Source organism: Psychrobacter sp. GP33 (assembly GCF_014119005.1).
GTDB lineage: Bacteria > Pseudomonadota > Gammaproteobacteria > Pseudomonadales > Moraxellaceae > Psychrobacter.
In genome coordinates this window covers 37,679-55,124 of the sequence record NZ_JACGYX010000003.1, presented here as the reverse complement: position 1 = coordinate 55,124, position 17,446 = coordinate 37,679, and the positions used below count along the sequence as shown (strand labels likewise).

Here is a 17,446-nt window from a genome sequence, read left to right as displayed (position 1 = left end):
TAAAAATATTATTCACAAAAATTTGAATGTTCTTAACTATTTCAATCACTATGTAAATAAGAAACCATGCTAACTCTATCTTTGCAAAATATAGTCTACACTAAGCTTAATCCTATAACATGGTGCGCCACCGCTCAAATTGCCTCACCATTATTGTCATTGACATATAATTGTCCTACATCATCCAAGCCCTTAGCTCCTTTTACACCATTATCTTGCCTAACCAAACTTTACTCTCATACTTTTTACCGATTAGATAACAACATTAATAGCCTCTTATCAGCACGACAAATCGCTCAAAATAGACGGCGACAACAGCGTAAAGGTGTACGCTTATTATTACAATTACTGCTTGTTAAGATAGGAATAACCGAGACTTTAGATGAATCCCAATTTCCCTATCGGCTCAGTAATAGCGGCTATTACGTATGCTTCAGTCATTCTGGTGACGTTGATATAGCCAGCAGTCAGCTTACTGATAAAGTCGCAGTTATTATCAGTGCTGACCGTGCCGTTGGTATCGATATTGAAATTCAAGATATCGCTTGGCAGGTGGCGCAGCGATTTTATCATCCTGCTGAGATTGAAATTTTAGCAGACCTAGCCATATATCAGCGTAACATTATTGTTAGATGGCTATGGCAGTTTAAAGAAAGCTTTATTAAGATTTACCAATATAAATTAGCGCAAGGATTGGGCATGTCTTATGCAGAAATTATCCCTAAGCTTATTGCTAGCTTAAATGAGGATTACTCAACAGATACTGTAATTAACAATACCCGAAACGGTTATCAAATTACAATTTTACCTTGCCAACAAACCGTAGTCGTTTTCTAATACTATTCCATAACTTCGAAAGCTCTTCCTAAAATAAAAATTTGAAAACAAAAAAAACGACCCGAAGGTCGTTTCTTTATCTTAATCATTCATAGCAGATATTATTTATCATGAATCATTATTAGAAGCGGTAGGTTGCACCAACTTTAACAATTGGCATCCACTCTAACCAGCTTTTGTCTTCTAGATCTTTTTCTGCATCACGAGCCGCTTGATCTGCTGCTGCTATATTAATAGCATCGCCATCAACACCGCCAACACGTTTGATGTTTGCGTCTACTTTACCCATATAAGCTGCACCAACTTCACCAAACACACCAAAGTTATTGGTGATGTTAGGACGGAAGCCAATAGTAGCATAAGGAGCTAACTTGTTACGATGCTGAATGTTACCTTCTAAGTTACCAACACCATCAGCACCAAAGTCGTCATCGCCGCGCTTATCTGCAGCTACACCTGTATAGTACTTTTTACCATCGATTTTGTAGAAACCTTCGCCTTCAGCATTAGCACGAACATCGATATCGTTATCAGGAACGATAATACCAGCGCCCATAGTGAACCAGTTAGCCATAGGACGGTACTGCACGCCTAAGTACGGGTTACTAAAATCAGTATCAACGTCATAGTTGATATCGTTAGCATCGAAGTCACCACCGAATAGATCAGCTACATCACCACCTGCCCAACCGGCTTGTAGTTCAGTTTTTTCGTTAAGTCCCCAACCGATGTTAGCACCATAACCTAGTGTACCAACTTCAGCACTAATAGCTGCTGGATGAGTTACTGTTTGGAAAAAAGTTTTAGTGCCACCAACAACTGCACCAGCAGTGTTACGAACAACACCTGCGTTGGCATTATAAGCAACTGCAACTGGCTCAGCTTCATAGGCAACTGCTACAGGCTCAACTTCATAAGCAACTGCTACAGGCTGCGCCTCATAAACTTCTACATCGTCAACAACGACAATAGGATCAGCTGCTAGAGCAGCACTAGATGCCAATACAGCAGCAGAAATAGCTGTTAATTTAATAAACTTCATGATTACGCTCCTCAGATATAACACAAATAGATATAAAACAGATGACCTGCAAAAAAACGATTATCTAGCCTTTATTTTAAACAATCATTTTGTTGAGCAGATTAAAACAATTTTGGCGTAAAAAGTCACCCCTAAAGATGCCCTTTTTATTTGCCATTATGTAAAGATTGCATAGATATTGTAATAATTCCTACACGAAACCATAGAACATGACTTTAGTGTTACACAATACCCCTAAACTGGGTAGATAACAATACAAGCATATAGCGCCTAAAAATCAGGACGTTACAACATAAGATGTGATAATGCTCATCTCACTTATTGTCACTTTCTAATAACGATTTAGACATAAAAAGCCAAATCACGTGTAACAATATGGCAAACTATGGCGCTATAATGTCGTAGTTCTCGTGCAAACTCAATAACAATTTTATAAAAGAATGACCTACTTTGTTATCTTACGTTCACTTGACCGGCTATGTTTCCCCCTTTTATCTACTTGAAAACAATTAAAAATGCTGCTAAATAATATATAAACACTTTATACTATTACTGTTTTTATGCTCATTTTATTACCTCTTAACTTATCAGTTCTTTGTTCTATTTTATCTGTTACTGGTCCCTTTTCTTACCGAGTGTTCCTATGCCTAAAGTTTCCTCGATTACCCGTGTGTTAGAAATCATTGAAGCCGTATCTTACGCACCTAAGCCAATCTCTCCTCTTGAATTATCACAAGTGCTCGATATCCCTAAACCTACTATTCATCGATTGATTCAAAATCTAGTCGATGAAGGTTTTGTGGCAGTAGATATCACGGGCGGTATTATCCCTGGTAAACGTGTTCGCAATTTGAGCGTTGAGCTATGGCAACAGCGCCACTTTTTTAATGAGCGTCAAGTTGTTTTGCAAAGACTGGTTGATGATATAAAAGAGTCATGCGGCATTGCGATTCCGTATCAGATGAATATGACTTATACCAATCGCGTACAAACAGAATTGCCCTTACAAATTTATTTACCGGTTGGCGCAAAGTCACCGATGTGGTGTACAGGGACAGGCAAGCTTTATTTGAGCCAGCTGTCTAAAGCCAGCCGCCGTAAGATGCTTAATAGTTTACCGCTCAGTAAATTTACTAAAAATACTATGGTCGACATTGATGTACTAAATGCTGAACTTGATCGCATCGCTAAAACTGGCATTGGTATCGATAATGAAGAGTTTATCTCAGAGATGGTAACGGTTGCTGTGCCAATACTAGATAAAAAATCACGTTATTTAGCATCACTATATGTTCATGCTCCAACGATTCGAATATCGCTAGAAGAGCTGCTAACGCACGTACCGCGCTTGCAAGAGGCGGCACAGGATATCCAAGGCTTGGTTTATGATTTACAAAGTTGAGTCAATTAATATCACTCCATTTATCCCCAACTTTATTTAGCGGACGGTTTGCACACCGAGCGCCTCTATGCCTAGCCAATTATCAAAAGGATGCTCACCGGTAGGATAAGGGCTGATGAGATGCTGATGAATATAGTGGCGACCCTCCACAGTTAGGCAGTCTGCTAATGATCGTAACCACTGCGGGTTTTTATCTTTATCAATCAGTAGCGCACGTACGCCTTCTTTAAAGTCAGGATTTGCAGCACAATGGACAGCAACATTGGTCTCTAAATATAATATTTGCTCTAGCGAAAGCTGGGCTGTCTGATGATAAAGTGTATAAGCTAAGGCAATAGTGACCGGGCAACCGTGACGATAAGTGGCAATGGCTTTTTGCGTCCACTCATCAGCCGCAAATCTCGCATCAAACTGCGCCAATGCGTTATCATCTTGCAATATGCTATCAATATCAGCCAGGCCACCCCTGTTCATTAATCGCTGAATGGTTTGCCAGTATAATCCGAGTTTACTCTCTGCAAGAATTGCCACAGGCAAAGTCGCTAACGCATGGCTGACTATATTATGCGCTGTATCGGAATAACTTGTACTAGTACCATTTTCATCATCAAAAGTATTTATGGATTGCCAATCACTTCCGATTAAACGCTGTAAAACAGTCTCATAGTCATGGCTTGACACTGCATACTCTGCTAAATTAACCAATAACGCATCGTTGCCATTACATTGAGCGCCTGTTAATCCTAAAAATAAACCTGTTTTAGCAGGCATACGCGGTAAGAACCAACTACCAGAAGCATCTGGGAATAAACCAATCGTTACCTCTGGCATTGCAAAACGCGTACGCTCGGTAACTATACGATGGCTACAGGCGGCAAGCAGACCCATACCACCACCCATGATAATGCCATCGCCCCATACTATTAAAGGTTTAGGATAGAAATGCATTTGTCGAAATAAACGATATTCATGTCCAAAAAATTCTGTGGCATAAGGATTAGGTATTGGTGCAGTATCCGACATACTGTTATACAGCTTGCGGATATCGCCACCGGCACAAAATGCTTTATCGCCAGCACCCTTTAACAAGATTGCCACCACATTGGTATCTTCTTGCCACTGCGTGAGCTGCTGCGATAACAGTTTACACATCTCCACACTAAGCGCATTTAACGATTTGGGTGCATTAAGCATCATGATACCAATCAGATGACCACTATCTGTTGGTTCGGTATTAAAAATAACGGATGCTTCTGGTAAATCATTCCCTGCAATTGATGAGGTATTTTTATTATCGCGGTCATTTATCATGATAAACATCCAATTTGGGTTAAAAAATATTATTAATATTCTGCTAGCTTTTTGCTTTATTAACGTAATACGTGAGTAAACTTATAGCTTATTAAATATAAAAACCGACTCAGTCATGAATCGGTTTTAGTTTGCTTAATATTATATTGCTAACTTAATTTGTAGAATAGCCTAACAAAATTTTGCGACAATATAAATAAGAAAAAATGAACAAAATCGTATTGCGAAAGACTCTATATGTCTATGTCTGATTGGCGTATATTTCACGCATGACTTTTTTATCATGTTTGCCTACCGAGGTTTTTGGCAACTCCTCTACAAATTTGAACTGGCTAGGTACACCATATTTGGGAATCATGCCTTTACTAGCCGCTTGTTCAGCCAACGCTTTAATATCGTCGCTGCTGGTATTTTGGCAATTGGGCTTAAGAACTATAAGTGCCAACGGACGCTCGCCCCACTGCTTATCAGGAATACCAATCACTGCCACATCAGCTACCGCTGGATGCAGTGATAAAATAGTCTCAATCTCAAGTGAGGATATCCATTCGCCACCTGATTTAATCACATCTTTTAGACGGTCTGTGATTTTAATAGTCCCATCTCGGCGCATGTAAGCAATATCTTGGGTGTGCATATAACCATGCTCCCATAGCTCAGCGCCTGCATCTTCATTTTTTAGGTAGCTTTGGGTCAGCCATGGCGCACGTAATACCAATTCACCAGTATTATCTTTACCTGTGCCTACAGGATGATTGTGCTCATCCCAGACTTGTGCATCGACCATTAGTACAGGCTTACCGGTCATACAGCGGCGTGCGATATCTTCTTCTTCGCTCAGCTCAGGTTCATTCAGACTAAAATCTGTTAGGCTAATGAGCGGCGCCGTCTCTGACATCCCATATCCAGTGTATACCTCAATCCCTTGTGTAAGTGCAGCTTTGGCCAAACCTTCGGTAAGCCTTGAGCCACCGATAATCATTTTTAGTCCATTAAAATTGGCATTACGATCTTGCGCCTCTTTGAGTAGCATTTGCAAAATTGTTGGGACACAGTGCGTGATACTGACCTTTTCATTAATGATTAAGTTAAGTAAGCTATCAGGCGCATAGCGTCCCGGATACACTTGTTTTAACCCTGTCATCGTGGCGGTAAATGGAAATCCCCACGCATGCACATGGAACATTGGCGTCATTGGCATATAAACATCGCCATAGCTAACGCCCTGCTTATTCGGTAGCATGCCCAGCGATGCTGCTTCTGCTAAGGTATGTAATACCAATTGGCGATGGCTAAAAAACACCCCTTTAGGGTCGCCTGTTGTACCTGAGGTATAGAAGGTGGTGGCAATGGTATTTTCGTCAAAATCTGGAAAGTTAAAATTATCGTTGGCGGCTTCCAGTAACGCCTCGTACTCGCCAGTGACACGACTTTGATTACTACCAAAAATGCCTTCGGACGTCACTCCATTATCATCCAACCAAATAATGTGTTCAATACTGGAATTTTCAAACTGATAGTCTTTGACGAGTGGTGCAAATTCAGAATTAAGCAACAATACTTTAGGCTTGGCATGGTTAATGGTATACAGCACTTTTTCAGGGGACAAACGGATATTTACCGTTTGTAAAATGTACTGCGACATCGGTATGGCAAAGTAGGATTCAAGATAACGATGACTGTCCCAATCCATCACTGCAATAACGTCACCAGATGCAAGGTTTAGGCTATCTAAAACGTTCGCCAAGCGATTAATACGATTAAATAAATCATTATAAGTAAAACGCTGTTTATCAGCATAAACAATTTCTTGGTCTAAAGAAACGGTCTTAGCACGGTTTAATAATTGCTTAATCAGCAAAGGGAATGAATAGGCAGAAGGCGCACTAGGATAAGTATTTGACATGATATTAACGTCCTTGTTGTCATGAGTAAAATATACACTATTTGTTTTTTTAACTATTTTTAATCAATAGTATTTGCCACTTAATTACCGCTATTTAATTAAAGTTACTTATTTAAAGTCACTTAATCAAACGTACCCATTGATAGTAAGAACAAAGCAATACCATGTAAAGTGTACCCACGTAAACACAACAATACCGGAGGTTCGTTTATTATTGTTTTGCCGAGGACAGTATTATGTTAGCCACTGTTAGGATTCAGCAGTAATTTTTTTAGTCTTAATCATCCCAAAGCTCGCTATCAACAATGCCAAAATCTGCACGATTAATAGTAACCATACTGTCATCGACCAATCTCCTCGCGCATACGCCAAACCACACAGCCATGCGCCCATCGTACCGCCTGCGTAATAGCCCATATAATATAAACCAGAAGCTAATGAACGCCCTTTTTCAACATTGACAGCGATATAGCTGATGGTTGCCGCCTGCGTTACAAAGACACCTGATGACATAATGGCAAGCCCAACGATAATGCCCCATAACGGTGTCACTAAGGTTAATAACACACCTATCATTGAGAAAACTACTGCCACTCGAACCGTACGCGCTGAACCAAATCGACGTAATAAAGTGGTCGATAATGGGGTAATAACAACGCCGATTAAATACACTGCAAATATATTGGCCAGCTGTCCCGTACTCAACTCATAAGGCGTACCAGCAAGATGTAAATTAATAAAGGTAAAGCAACCAACGAGCGAAAATAATACACATGAGCCAAGTAAACATGCGGTCACCACATAACGATTAGTCAAATGCTCCCCAAGCGTCTGTATCGCTGAGCGGAAATTTGGATTGGCTTCAAAACAACTCGACTTTGGCAGCATTTTTCCGACCCACACGCCACCTATTAACGTCATGACCGCCATCACATAATAACCATGCCGCCAGCCCATAAATTCATGTAAATGCCCAAGTAAGAAGCGCCCTAAAAAGCCGCCAAGTACCGACCCTGAAACATAAAACGACATTAGCTCTGTGACCGCACGCCCTTTAAACTCTTCACCAATATAAGCAATGGTCACCACCGTAATGCCAGGAACGGACAACCCTTGCATAAAACGAAAGATACCCATCCAAGCGATACTGGGACTTTGAGCAATCAACGCTGTCGGTATCGCTAAAAACAACAACGCGCCAACAATAAAAGACTTCCGTCCAACAGCATCAGAGAGCATGCCCAAAAATGGCGACATAATCGCAATTGCCATCACAGTTGCGCCAACAATCATACCGGCTTGCACTTCTGTGGCAGCAAAATCGAGCATTAATACTGGCAATACTGCCTGAATGGAATACACTTGTAAAAAGGCAAACATGCCAATCATACATATGGTCAGCTTGAGCACCCACGAAGGCGCATCGGTTTGCGGAAATAAATGCAATGGAGCGTTTTTTTGAGTCGGGCTGATGGGTTTATTCACAAGAATACTGACTATGTTGGACGCGATTGTTTAAGCGTGAGTGAGAGATAGTAGGCATCAATATACCTACACTTATAATCATCTAGAATTTGGCATAATACATATATTATGGTATCACATTGAAACGATTTGATAGAATTTGAAGTGTGGTTACAAGTTTCAAAAGCATAAAAAAGGCTGCTAATATTAATAGCAGCCTTTTTAGAATACGTCATCTTATGCCTTAACTAACCATACTTTAATTAATCATGCGCTAGTTAAGACACAACATAATACTTATTCACAGCTGGCTTTACCCGTGCGGTGATTAATAGCACCATTAGCAGCCAATAGTTTTTGCATATCCACTAAATCACGCGTACAGGCATAAGAGTAAGCGCCTTGATTATACGAGCCCATTTTTTTATCTTTGGTCGTTGCCACTAGATTTGGATTTGCCCCTTGCGCCAATAGATATTTAACCGTTTCAATACGGTTATTACTTGCCGCTACCATAATTAAGGTTTCGCCATCACTTTCTTGCGTCTGATCATTTAAATTTACAGGCGCTTTGGCATTCAATAATTGATGAACTTTTCTGACGATATTAGTATTTCCACCTAAAGTAGCCGACTTCATAACGTTATAGACATCGCCTTTATCAGTCGCATAAATGCTTGCACCTTTGCTGATTAAATAATCCGCCATATCTTCATAGCCGATAAATGCAGCCCAACCTAGCGCCGTTTGGTCAAGATTACCTGTATCCTTGGCTTCTAAATTTTGCCCATTTGCCACCATATATTTAACCGTTGGCAAGTCGCCACGTTTTACGGCATCAAACCATTTGGCATCTACACCCTCTGATGGTTTCGAGTAAAAATTGCGATAAGACAACCTGTCTTTATTGGCAATATCAAAGTTCTCAGCCGCGCTAAAGCGAAAACCGGTTTGCGGTGTTGGTGCTACTTGAATTACTTGAACTGCTGTGTCTTTAACAGACTTATTATCCGTACTTAAACTGTTACAACCAGTTAATAACATCGCTGCTAGCACCGCTGAAGTGCTCATTTTGTAAAATAAATTCATGATTTAACCTTAAAAAACTGGAAAATATAAAGTGCCATTATTATGCAGATTTGTTAAACAATAATCAACATTGAGTAAGATATTAATGACAGTATCAAAACCTTAGTATGTAGTTATTAATTTTCAATAGTTTTAATACATAAAATCCACTTACTTTCTTAAATTAAAATTTAAACAAGTGTTTGCTTTATTGGTATTATTCTGTTACAAAACACGCTTAAAAATTATTTTTGTTTTTAAATAATTAAAAACACTAATCATACTGTGAAGTAACTATTATTGATTAGATTTACTGTTTATATTTGTATAATTTAAAAAATATTAAGGATAATTAAATGAATCGCAACTATTTAACGGCTGCAATAATCGCCGTCAGTGCTATGAGCATTGTCGCTTGCACTTCTACTACTCAAAATATCAACCAAACTGCTACGCCAAATAGTAAGAGTATTGTTGAAAATTCAACCAGCAAAAATACGACTGGCAAAGATGTCCATCATCCAAAATGGTCGTATAGCGGGGATACGGGTCCTGAGTCTTGGGGCGATGTAGAAGGTGCGAGCATTTGTAAAATTGGTCAGGCGCAATCACCTATTAATATCAGCCGCGTAACTACCGGTACCGCTATTGCTCCAGTGGTCAATTATCGCCAGTCAAGTAATATTCGTATTCATGACAATGGTCATACGGTTGTGTATACGCCAACGACTGAAGACAATAGCATACGTTTAAATAATGATACCTATATGCTAAAGCAATTTCACTATCATACGCCAAGTGAACATCAGTTTGGTGAAAAAAATTATCCGGGCGAGATTCATTTTGTTCATGCGAATAGTCAAGGCAACCTTGCTGTCATTGGCGTGATGCTCAACATTGGCAATACCAGTGAAGTATTGCGTCCATTAATTGAAGGGACATTACGTACCACGCAAAATGACGATGAAGTGATTACGGCTATGAATTTGTCAGCCCTCGCCCCTACTGCCGCTACTTTTTACCATTATGCAGGTTCGCTGACCACGCCACCTTGTTCAGAACAGGTGCAATGGTTCGTCAGTAAACAGCCACTGACACTTGCCAGCACACAGTTTACTGTATTGTCTGACTTATATGACGGCAATAACCGTCCAGTTCAGCCACAAGGAAGCCGTACTGTACAACAGCTTAGCCATTAATATTATTCATAACTGATAAATACTCATAATTAGTGGCAATTATTAGTGTTATGTTGATTGTATAGTCCGTAAAAAAGCGCCAAGACTGATTAAATAGTCTTGGCGCTTTTTTACGATGAATAATAAATGTCTGACTACATGCTTTTATAATAATAACGCTGACAGCTCATCCTTATTAGTAATAATATCTGCCAATGTATAACGTTCAAGCACAGCCATAAACGCTGTTAATGCTTCAAAAAACACCCCTTTTAATTGGCATGCCGGGCTGATAACACAGCCTAATGACTCTCGATCAACACTCTTATTTTCATTAACTAAAATAATAGACTTCTCATTTTTTCCAATAACCTGTTCCATACTTTGTTCATTATACTGCTTATTATTAGCAGCAATACTAGGTAATGATGTGGCAAAGCATTCCACCAATGCAAAATCCGGCTCAATCTTTTTAATTAATACCCCCAAATTAATGTCTTTTGGAGCGCAAGCCAAGCGAATACCACCATTTTTACCACGCACACTATCAATATAGCCAAGCTGTCCCAATTGGTGAATAATTTTGGTCAGATGACTTTTAGAGATGTTATAGCTATTAGCAATATCGCTAATATTCGCTAATAGATACGGGTCGGGCTTGGTCGCCAAATATATTAATGAGCGCAGCGCATAATCACTGTAATTGGTTAATCTCATCTAAAACCTCTCTTGTTTTTATACTTTTTAATAACGATTAACCAAATAAACCATCAGGACGTGGACTTGCTAAAATACGTAGATAGCTGCTGCAAAACAATACGAAGCAGGCAATCCAAGCACCTTGAGCAATCATAATCCATAATGAATAATGATTCATATCAACCAACGGCAATAATACGCGACTGATAAATACTAATACCATTAATCCAAATATCGCATTAAGCGTTTTGGGTGGCGTATGAATACTACGTCCAGTATGACCAAGCGACACGCGCGACATCATAGCTATGGTCATCATTCCAACGCCTGCAATTGCTAGCCCATGTACTGCAATGCTATGGTTATAGCCTAACCAGGGTTGTAGTGCGTACAACAAAAAGCTTAAACACATGCCCAAAAACGCGATGAATAGCGACCATAATAAGGGCTTTTGCCAAATACCGCGATGATACCAACCCATTAAGCGCACGATATTGACCACTGCCACGCCTAGCGCCGTTATAGTTAGCAAATACTTGTTAGGGTAAAATAAATCAATGATAAAAAAAACAAAGAAAAATAGTAAACTTGCGATATCTTGTACTTTACTATTACGTACAGTCACCGTTTCTGCCACGCCTGCCGCATTAGGAATACTCAAACCACGCTCAATAAAGAACGGCACCACGCGACGACCAATGGTCAATACCAAGCCAATGATAAGATAGAAACCCAAATAAACACCAATCTTTGTCATATTCATATTGGCACTCATTATGCCCCAATAACACAGTCCATTACCGAGCGTTAATAACGCAAGCTTTGCCAATATGCCCATCTGCTTATACTGCTTTACTTGTAGTACAGCGCGAAAAATCACAAATGCCATTGAGCCGATAAACAATAAATCAAATACTGCAGCTATATATAACCAAGCACTTTGCTCAATACCAACATCAATTCCTAAGCCAAAAGCTATCCAGCCTAAACGTGCCAGCAGCCAACAGACAAAGATACCTAACAATTTATAACCATACGGCATCATGACGCCAGTCCACGTCTTCACCGCTGTTAATAAAAATCCTGCCACAATGGCTAACGCATAACCATAAATCATCTCGTGCCCATGCCAGTACAGAGGATTCAAAGTTTGCGCATCTATATTGGTCTTTCCAGTAAAGATAAATGCCCACAATGACATTGTGATGATCGCAAACAGTGCACCAGCACTAAAAAATATCCGAAAGCTCAAGTTAAGGATAGGATGTGGCGCGCTTGGCGGTTTGCTCGGTAGACTGATAGATTGCATTATTTTCTTCTTATTATTATAAAGTTGGAAGACTTTTCCTAAATATTCATTTTAAATGAACCTTATAAAATATTCAATTCATTTCATTTTTTAAGGTACTTGTAAAAGTCAATGATGCACATAAAACATTATTTACAATTGTATGGCGATAACAATAAGTGAGACAACCACTATCAAAGTGACATACTTCCTAACTTTAAAATAATTATTGCTAATGATATGGGCTTGATGAAGACCATAATCAATCATTAACATGGCGATAAAGCCAATGACTAGTAACCACATAAAGCCAACATTTGATAAGCTTAAAAAGCCAAGCCATAAAGCAAGTGCGATGATATTACTAAATATAGGCAGCTTAATCGCCCATGTATCGTCATCCGCTAAATTAAGATGGTTGCCCCAATGCGCACCCGCCATAAATGAGGCAATGACCAAACCATATATAGACAAAATATGAGCGGTATTTCCTAAAACAGGTATAGCATCAATACCGATAATAATGAAAATAGCGCAGACGACGAATGGAATAGCGCCTGCAAAGGTTAAGTAAGGACTTGGTTTTTTCATAGTCGTAAATTTATCTCGTGTTTAAAGTTTTAATTTAGAGTTCGATATCGATTTCAACTTATCCCTTTACCCTGCCATTTATCAATAAAAATACCATTGGGGTCATGTTGTTCGGTTTGTTTCACCAGATTAAACTGTCTACACCCTCTTGGATCAGCCCCCACTCCTGCTAAATACTGCCAATTACCCCAATTACTGGCGACATCATAATCAATAAGATGCTGCTCAAAATAACTTGCTCCATAACGCCAGTCTAAACCCAATTCATGGATAAAACAGCTGGCGACAATTTGTCTACCACGATTGGACATATACCCTGTACTTTTAAGCTGATGCATACAAGCGTTGACGATAGGATATGGCGTTGTACCTGTTTGCCATTGCTGCAGACGCTGTTGAGCAAGCTTTTTATCTGAACGTGTCATTGGCTTTTGACTACTGATCCCTTGAAATAAAAATATCTTTTGTTGATGATTCATTGCATACCAATAAAAATATTCGCGCCATAGCAGCTCAAACCATATCCAATAGGTGGATTCATTAGCAATAACGTCGCGCTCATATTGTCTTAAGCGATTAAGCAGCACTTTAACTGACAAGCTTCCATTCGCTAGCCACGCTGAAAACTTAGTAGAATGTGTCCAATCATCAAGGGCATTTCTCGTCGTCTTATAATTACTTGGTGCTTCAGAGTTAAAATAGTCAGTCAAATGAGCGCTTGCACTTGTTTCACCACCTTTAAAACGTGCCTCCTGCTGTGCGTGCTTATCAAACGTTTGCGCTTGATAAAAAAATACACTGTTACTTATCATATCATCAGGCAATGGCGGTAGAAATTTTGGCATTGGTGTAACAGTAAGGTCGTTATCTCCATTTAATAAATCATAATTTGATTCAACCTGTTTACGAAATTGAGTAAAACTTTTGGGTAAATCTTTAGTGGGCATCGCAGTAAATAAGGTAGTGGTTGGCTGACTGTGCCAACTTATCTGCGGGAATCTAACTTGCAAAGCAGCATAAGCTTGATTTTGGGCATAGTCTGCTGTGCGGCTGACACAAATATCGGTGACAGATTGTTGCTCAATAAGATGGCATAGCTGTGTAAATGTGTCTATTTTTGATAGTGAATTATCTGTCGATAAACTGTCTGTTGGTAAATAAAGCAACTTATTGCCAAGATGGTGCAGCGACTCATCTAAATCAGCTAAGCTCTCAGCTAAAAACTGCTGACGAGCAAAGCCCATTTCATCAAAGTGGTAAGCTTTACTCCAAGTCTTTTGCTTATCCGTATTAGTTAAAGATGAGGCATAAAGTAGCAGTAAGCGACCTTGATTACTGCTAGCTAACGTTGCCGCGTGCTCTAATGTAGCATTGTCATTGACACGGAAATCATTATGGAATAATACTAAGACGATCTTTTTAGGGGTATGGTTATCCGTCAAACTTTCTTCTGGCAGGTGTAACATATTAGCAACTCCAAAATAGCGCGATGTGCTCAATTAACTGCTGAGTATCGACTATAATGGTTTAAAATAAGATATACCACATATGAGCTGTTACTCTTTTCTCAGATAATAATTGTCGATATTGCACAACACTTTACCTTTTATTGGCAGTAACTTACTTGCTTTAAAACTTAGGAGAATGTCATGACTGAAGAACACGCTTCCGCTCAAAAGCGTAAACTTATCAATAGGTTTTTGACGAAACTTACCCAAGAAGAACCACAAATGTATTATGCCTCAACATCTGAGGTCGCTCGCAGTATTCATACCATGATAAAAGAACATACCAATCGCTTGTCAGTAGAAGAACAAGCGCTTGTCAGGCATGTGTCTATCGAAGAGATACAGGGATTATTAGGCTTTCATCTTAAATAATTATATTCTCAAACTTTTCATAAAAAAAGACTGCCCACTGGCAGTCTTTTTTTGATAATAGTCTCTATCCAAAATATTTAAAGCAGATTGTTTAGAATGAAATATTTAGAATGGATAGTCGCGTGGCGTATGCTGAACCGAAATCCAATGCAGCGTGGTAAATTCTTCAAGTATCCATTCGCCATTAAAACGTCCGATTCCTGAGTTTTTCTCTCCACCAAATGGCACATTACTTTCATCATTGACCGAAATATCATTAATATGTGTCATGCCAGCTTTGATACCGCGGGCGAAACGCAGACCTTTTTCCATATCTTGAGTAAATACAGCACTTGATAGCCCATACATAGAGTCATTGGCAATCGATAGCGCATCATCTTCATCTTTGGCGCGGATAATACCAACCAATGGTCCAAATACCTCATTACAGGATAAGTCCATGTCGCGTGTGACTTCAGTAAAGATATGCGGTGGCACGACTTGACCTTTAATCTCACCACTCAAAATCATTTTTGCGCCTTCTTGCTGCGTCTTAGCAATTTTCTCTTTGAGCGACTTGACTTGTTTTTCATTGATAATCGGACCGACCGCAGTATCTGCTTTACTCGGGTCACCGACGTTTAAGGTTTTAACGTGAGCTAAGAAACGCTCTACGAAATCATCATAAATCTCATCTTCGACAATAATACGGTTAATGGCAATACAAATCTGACCTTGATGAAGGAATTTTCCAAAAACTGCCGCTTTGACCGCTTGTTCAATATCGGCATCTTTTAATACTACGAATGGACTGTTACCACCTAACTCTAACGCCACTTGTTTGAGATAATCGCCACCATTCGCTAATTCACCAATATGCTTACCAACTGACGTTGAGCCAGTAAACGATACCAAACTTGGAATATCGTGCGTGACAATGGCATCGCCAATTTCGCTACCGCTACCGACAACGACGTTTAATAGCCCTTTTGGCAAACCAGCTTCTTCAAATATTTTTGCTAATAATAAACCACCGGTAACAGGCGTATCGCTAGCCGGTTTTAGCACTACAGCATTACCAAGTGCCAACGCTGGGGCAATAGAACGCTGGGTAAGATGTAGCGGAAAGTTCCATGGACTAATCACCGCAATCACGCCCATTGGTTCGCGATAAATGAAGTTCTCTTTACCCAGCGTATTAGACGGGCGAATCTCACCATGCACCCGATTAGGGAAACTTGCGGCTTCAAGGGTAATCGCCCGTGCACTACTAAACTCGACCATCGCCTTAATGCGCGTACTACCTGACTCTTTAATGAGCCAATCAATAATCTCATCTTGCCGCTCATCAAAAATACTGACCACTTTATAAAGTATAGCAGCACGTTCATTCGGAGTTTGCTGCGCCCATTTTTTCTGAGCTGCATTTGCCGCTTGATACGCTTCATCAAGCTGCTGTTTGGTGGCTTGCTGAATTGTTACCAATGTATCGCCGTTAAAGGGATTGGTATCGGTATTGACGCTATCATCTGCACCTTCCTGCCAAGAACCTGCAATATACTGCAGATGGAAATCCGTATAAGCATTTGGCTGGGTATTTTTAGTCTCGGTTGACATAATTATCCTTATTTATTTTTGGTTTCTATTTGATTGAATAAATTCTTTTATAGACTTATTTATTTCTAAAATTTGATATTCATCGTCATAGGCAGTTAACTACCTATGACAAATGTAACTTGCTAGACGACTGGTCTAATGCTAACATAGGTAGTATAGAAATAAACATCTTTTAACCTCATTCTTTGTTGAACAAACGTAATTTATTCTTATAAACCACTCATGTTTAATAATTAACACTCAAAAATACGTCTCTCTAAGGAGAACATAAACGATATGTCTATACCTAGTACTATAAAAAAAATGAATGCTGATAACGTATCTTCAACTATTGCACTATCAAACACCAAAGAACATCTATTAACGACGGGTTATATGCTCATTGCACAAAAGGGTTTTACTGCGGTTGGCATTAAGCAAATCTTAGATACCGCAGGCGTCCCAAAGGGTTCTTTTTATCATTATTTTGCCTCAAAAGAAGCATTTGGTGAGGCTATTATCAGCCACTACTTTACCCAGTATAAGCAGCGCTTAGATATTATTGGGTCACAAAATGTCAGCGCTCAACAAAAGCTGTATGATTATTTTCAAAACTGGTATGACACCCAGCAAAATAACTGTGACCATGAAAAATGCTTGGTAGTAAAGCTTAGCGCTGAGGTTGCTGACATGTCGGAACCAATGCGTAAAGCTTTACATGCAGGTTACCAGCAAACCATTACTTGGCTTGCAACCCAAATCAAAGCCGGCTGGGAGGACAACTCTGTCCCTCGTCCTGCTAATGTGTCAGCTGAGAGTATGGCAAAGCGTTGGTACTTTGCTTGGTTGGGCGCTAGCTTAGTAGCTAAAGTTAGCCAAACAGACACGCCACTAGCAGAAGTTTGGCTGATGACCACGACTGAAATGGGACGCTAAACTCTCTTCCTTTTACTGTCTTATCGATTTTGTTTATCTATTTACTCACCTGCATGCTTCATTTTTATATTCCTGCCTATCTTCTATTTCCATATCCTTGTTTGGCTAACTATCAATCTTTAGTAGGCAAGGATTCTTTAACCATACTATTAAATTCTCCACTCAACATTCGATCGAATGACATTTCAATACTCCTATTGTGCAAAATGCTTATATGATAGTTTTGTAAATATTAAACATAATTACTAGACGACCGGTCTAATTAATAT

Annotated in this window: 15 protein-coding genes; 5 read left to right on the top strand and 10 right to left on the bottom strand. The window is 39.5% G+C overall.

Translation table 11 applies throughout. From position 1 onward, the window contains the following. Positions 1-66: 66 nt before the first annotated feature. Complete coding sequence (locus tag H2245_RS05015) at positions 67-837, top strand: 4'-phosphopantetheinyl transferase superfamily protein (protein ID WP_182406304.1); 771 nt, start codon at positions 67-69, stop codon at positions 835-837. 121 nt (positions 838-958) lie between these two features. Here the strand turns inward: H2245_RS05015 and H2245_RS05010 are convergent, their stop codons facing one another. Continuing rightward, a complete protein-coding gene (locus H2245_RS05010; protein ID WP_182406303.1) occupies positions 959-1,879 on the bottom strand; it encodes a hypothetical protein in 921 nt (306 codons plus the stop codon). A gap of 643 nt (positions 1,880-2,522) precedes the next feature. Between H2245_RS05010 and H2245_RS05005 the strand changes: the two genes are divergently transcribed. Next, positions 2,523-3,281: an IclR family transcriptional regulator gene (locus tag H2245_RS05005; protein WP_182406302.1), complete on the top strand. Its 759-nt coding sequence runs from the start codon at positions 2,523-2,525 to the stop codon at positions 3,279-3,281. A gap of 36 nt (positions 3,282-3,317) precedes the next feature. Here H2245_RS05005 and H2245_RS05000 read toward each other — a convergent pair whose 3' ends face one another. The 4 genes from H2245_RS05000 to H2245_RS04985 form a co-directional block, all read right to left on the bottom strand. Further along, a complete protein-coding gene (locus H2245_RS05000) occupies positions 3,318-4,592 on the bottom strand; it encodes an enoyl-CoA hydratase/isomerase family protein (protein WP_182406301.1) in 1,275 nt (424 codons plus the stop codon). Between the two features lie 241 nt (positions 4,593-4,833). After that, positions 4,834-6,498, bottom strand: a complete 1,665-nt coding sequence (locus tag H2245_RS04995) for a fatty acid--CoA ligase (protein ID WP_182406300.1) — start codon at positions 6,496-6,498, stop codon at positions 4,834-4,836. Positions 6,499-6,747: 249 nt separating this feature from the next. Continuing rightward, a complete protein-coding gene (locus tag H2245_RS04990; RefSeq protein ID WP_182406556.1) occupies positions 6,748-7,878 on the bottom strand; it encodes an MFS transporter in 1,131 nt (376 codons plus the stop codon). A 381-nt stretch (positions 7,879-8,259) separates the two neighbouring features. Beyond that, positions 8,260-9,051 (bottom strand): ankyrin repeat domain-containing protein, encoded by a 792-nt coding sequence (locus H2245_RS04985; RefSeq protein WP_259365086.1) that lies wholly within the window; start codon positions 9,049-9,051, stop codon positions 8,260-8,262. A gap of 335 nt (positions 9,052-9,386) precedes the next feature. On the opposite strand from H2245_RS04985, the gene H2245_RS04980 reads away from it, so the two are divergent. Next, positions 9,387-10,229 (top strand): carbonic anhydrase, encoded by an 843-nt coding sequence (locus H2245_RS04980; RefSeq protein ID WP_182406299.1) that lies wholly within the window; start codon positions 9,387-9,389, stop codon positions 10,227-10,229. 144 nt (positions 10,230-10,373) lie between these two features. On the opposite strand, the gene H2245_RS04975 is transcribed toward H2245_RS04980, so the two are convergent. The 4 genes from H2245_RS04975 to H2245_RS04960 form a co-directional block, all read right to left on the bottom strand. Next, on the bottom strand, positions 10,374-10,925 hold the full coding sequence (locus H2245_RS04975; RefSeq protein WP_182406298.1) for an Rrf2 family transcriptional regulator: 552 nt from the start codon (positions 10,923-10,925) through the stop codon (positions 10,374-10,376). A gap of 37 nt (positions 10,926-10,962) precedes the next feature. Continuing rightward, positions 10,963-12,216, bottom strand: coding sequence for an NnrS family protein (locus H2245_RS04970; protein ID WP_182406297.1), 1,254 nt, complete (start codon positions 12,214-12,216; stop codon positions 10,963-10,965). 132 nt (positions 12,217-12,348) lie between these two features. Beyond that, a complete protein-coding gene (locus H2245_RS04965; protein WP_182406296.1) occupies positions 12,349-12,786 on the bottom strand; it encodes a DUF3429 domain-containing protein in 438 nt (145 codons plus the stop codon). A gap of 53 nt (positions 12,787-12,839) precedes the next feature. Next, the gene (locus H2245_RS04960) at positions 12,840-14,252 is read right to left on the bottom strand and encodes a DASH family cryptochrome (protein ID WP_182406295.1); all 1,413 of its coding nucleotides are present in this window, start codon (positions 14,250-14,252) and stop codon (positions 12,840-12,842) included. Positions 14,253-14,435: 183 nt separating this feature from the next. Here H2245_RS04960 and H2245_RS04955 point away from each other — a divergent pair, with 183 nt between their 5' ends. Continuing rightward, positions 14,436-14,666, top strand: coding sequence for a hypothetical protein (locus tag H2245_RS04955; protein WP_182406294.1), 231 nt, complete (start codon positions 14,436-14,438; stop codon positions 14,664-14,666). A gap of 105 nt (positions 14,667-14,771) precedes the next feature. Here the strand turns inward: H2245_RS04955 and H2245_RS04950 are convergent, their stop codons facing one another. Beyond that, positions 14,772-16,262, bottom strand: coding sequence for an aldehyde dehydrogenase family protein (locus H2245_RS04950; RefSeq protein ID WP_182406293.1), 1,491 nt, complete (start codon positions 16,260-16,262; stop codon positions 14,772-14,774). A gap of 276 nt (positions 16,263-16,538) precedes the next feature. On the opposite strand from H2245_RS04950, the gene H2245_RS04945 reads away from it, so the two are divergent. Continuing rightward, positions 16,539-17,177: a TetR/AcrR family transcriptional regulator gene (locus H2245_RS04945; RefSeq protein WP_182406292.1), complete on the top strand. Its 639-nt coding sequence runs from the start codon at positions 16,539-16,541 to the stop codon at positions 17,175-17,177. The last annotated feature ends 269 nt before the right edge of the window (positions 17,178-17,446 follow it).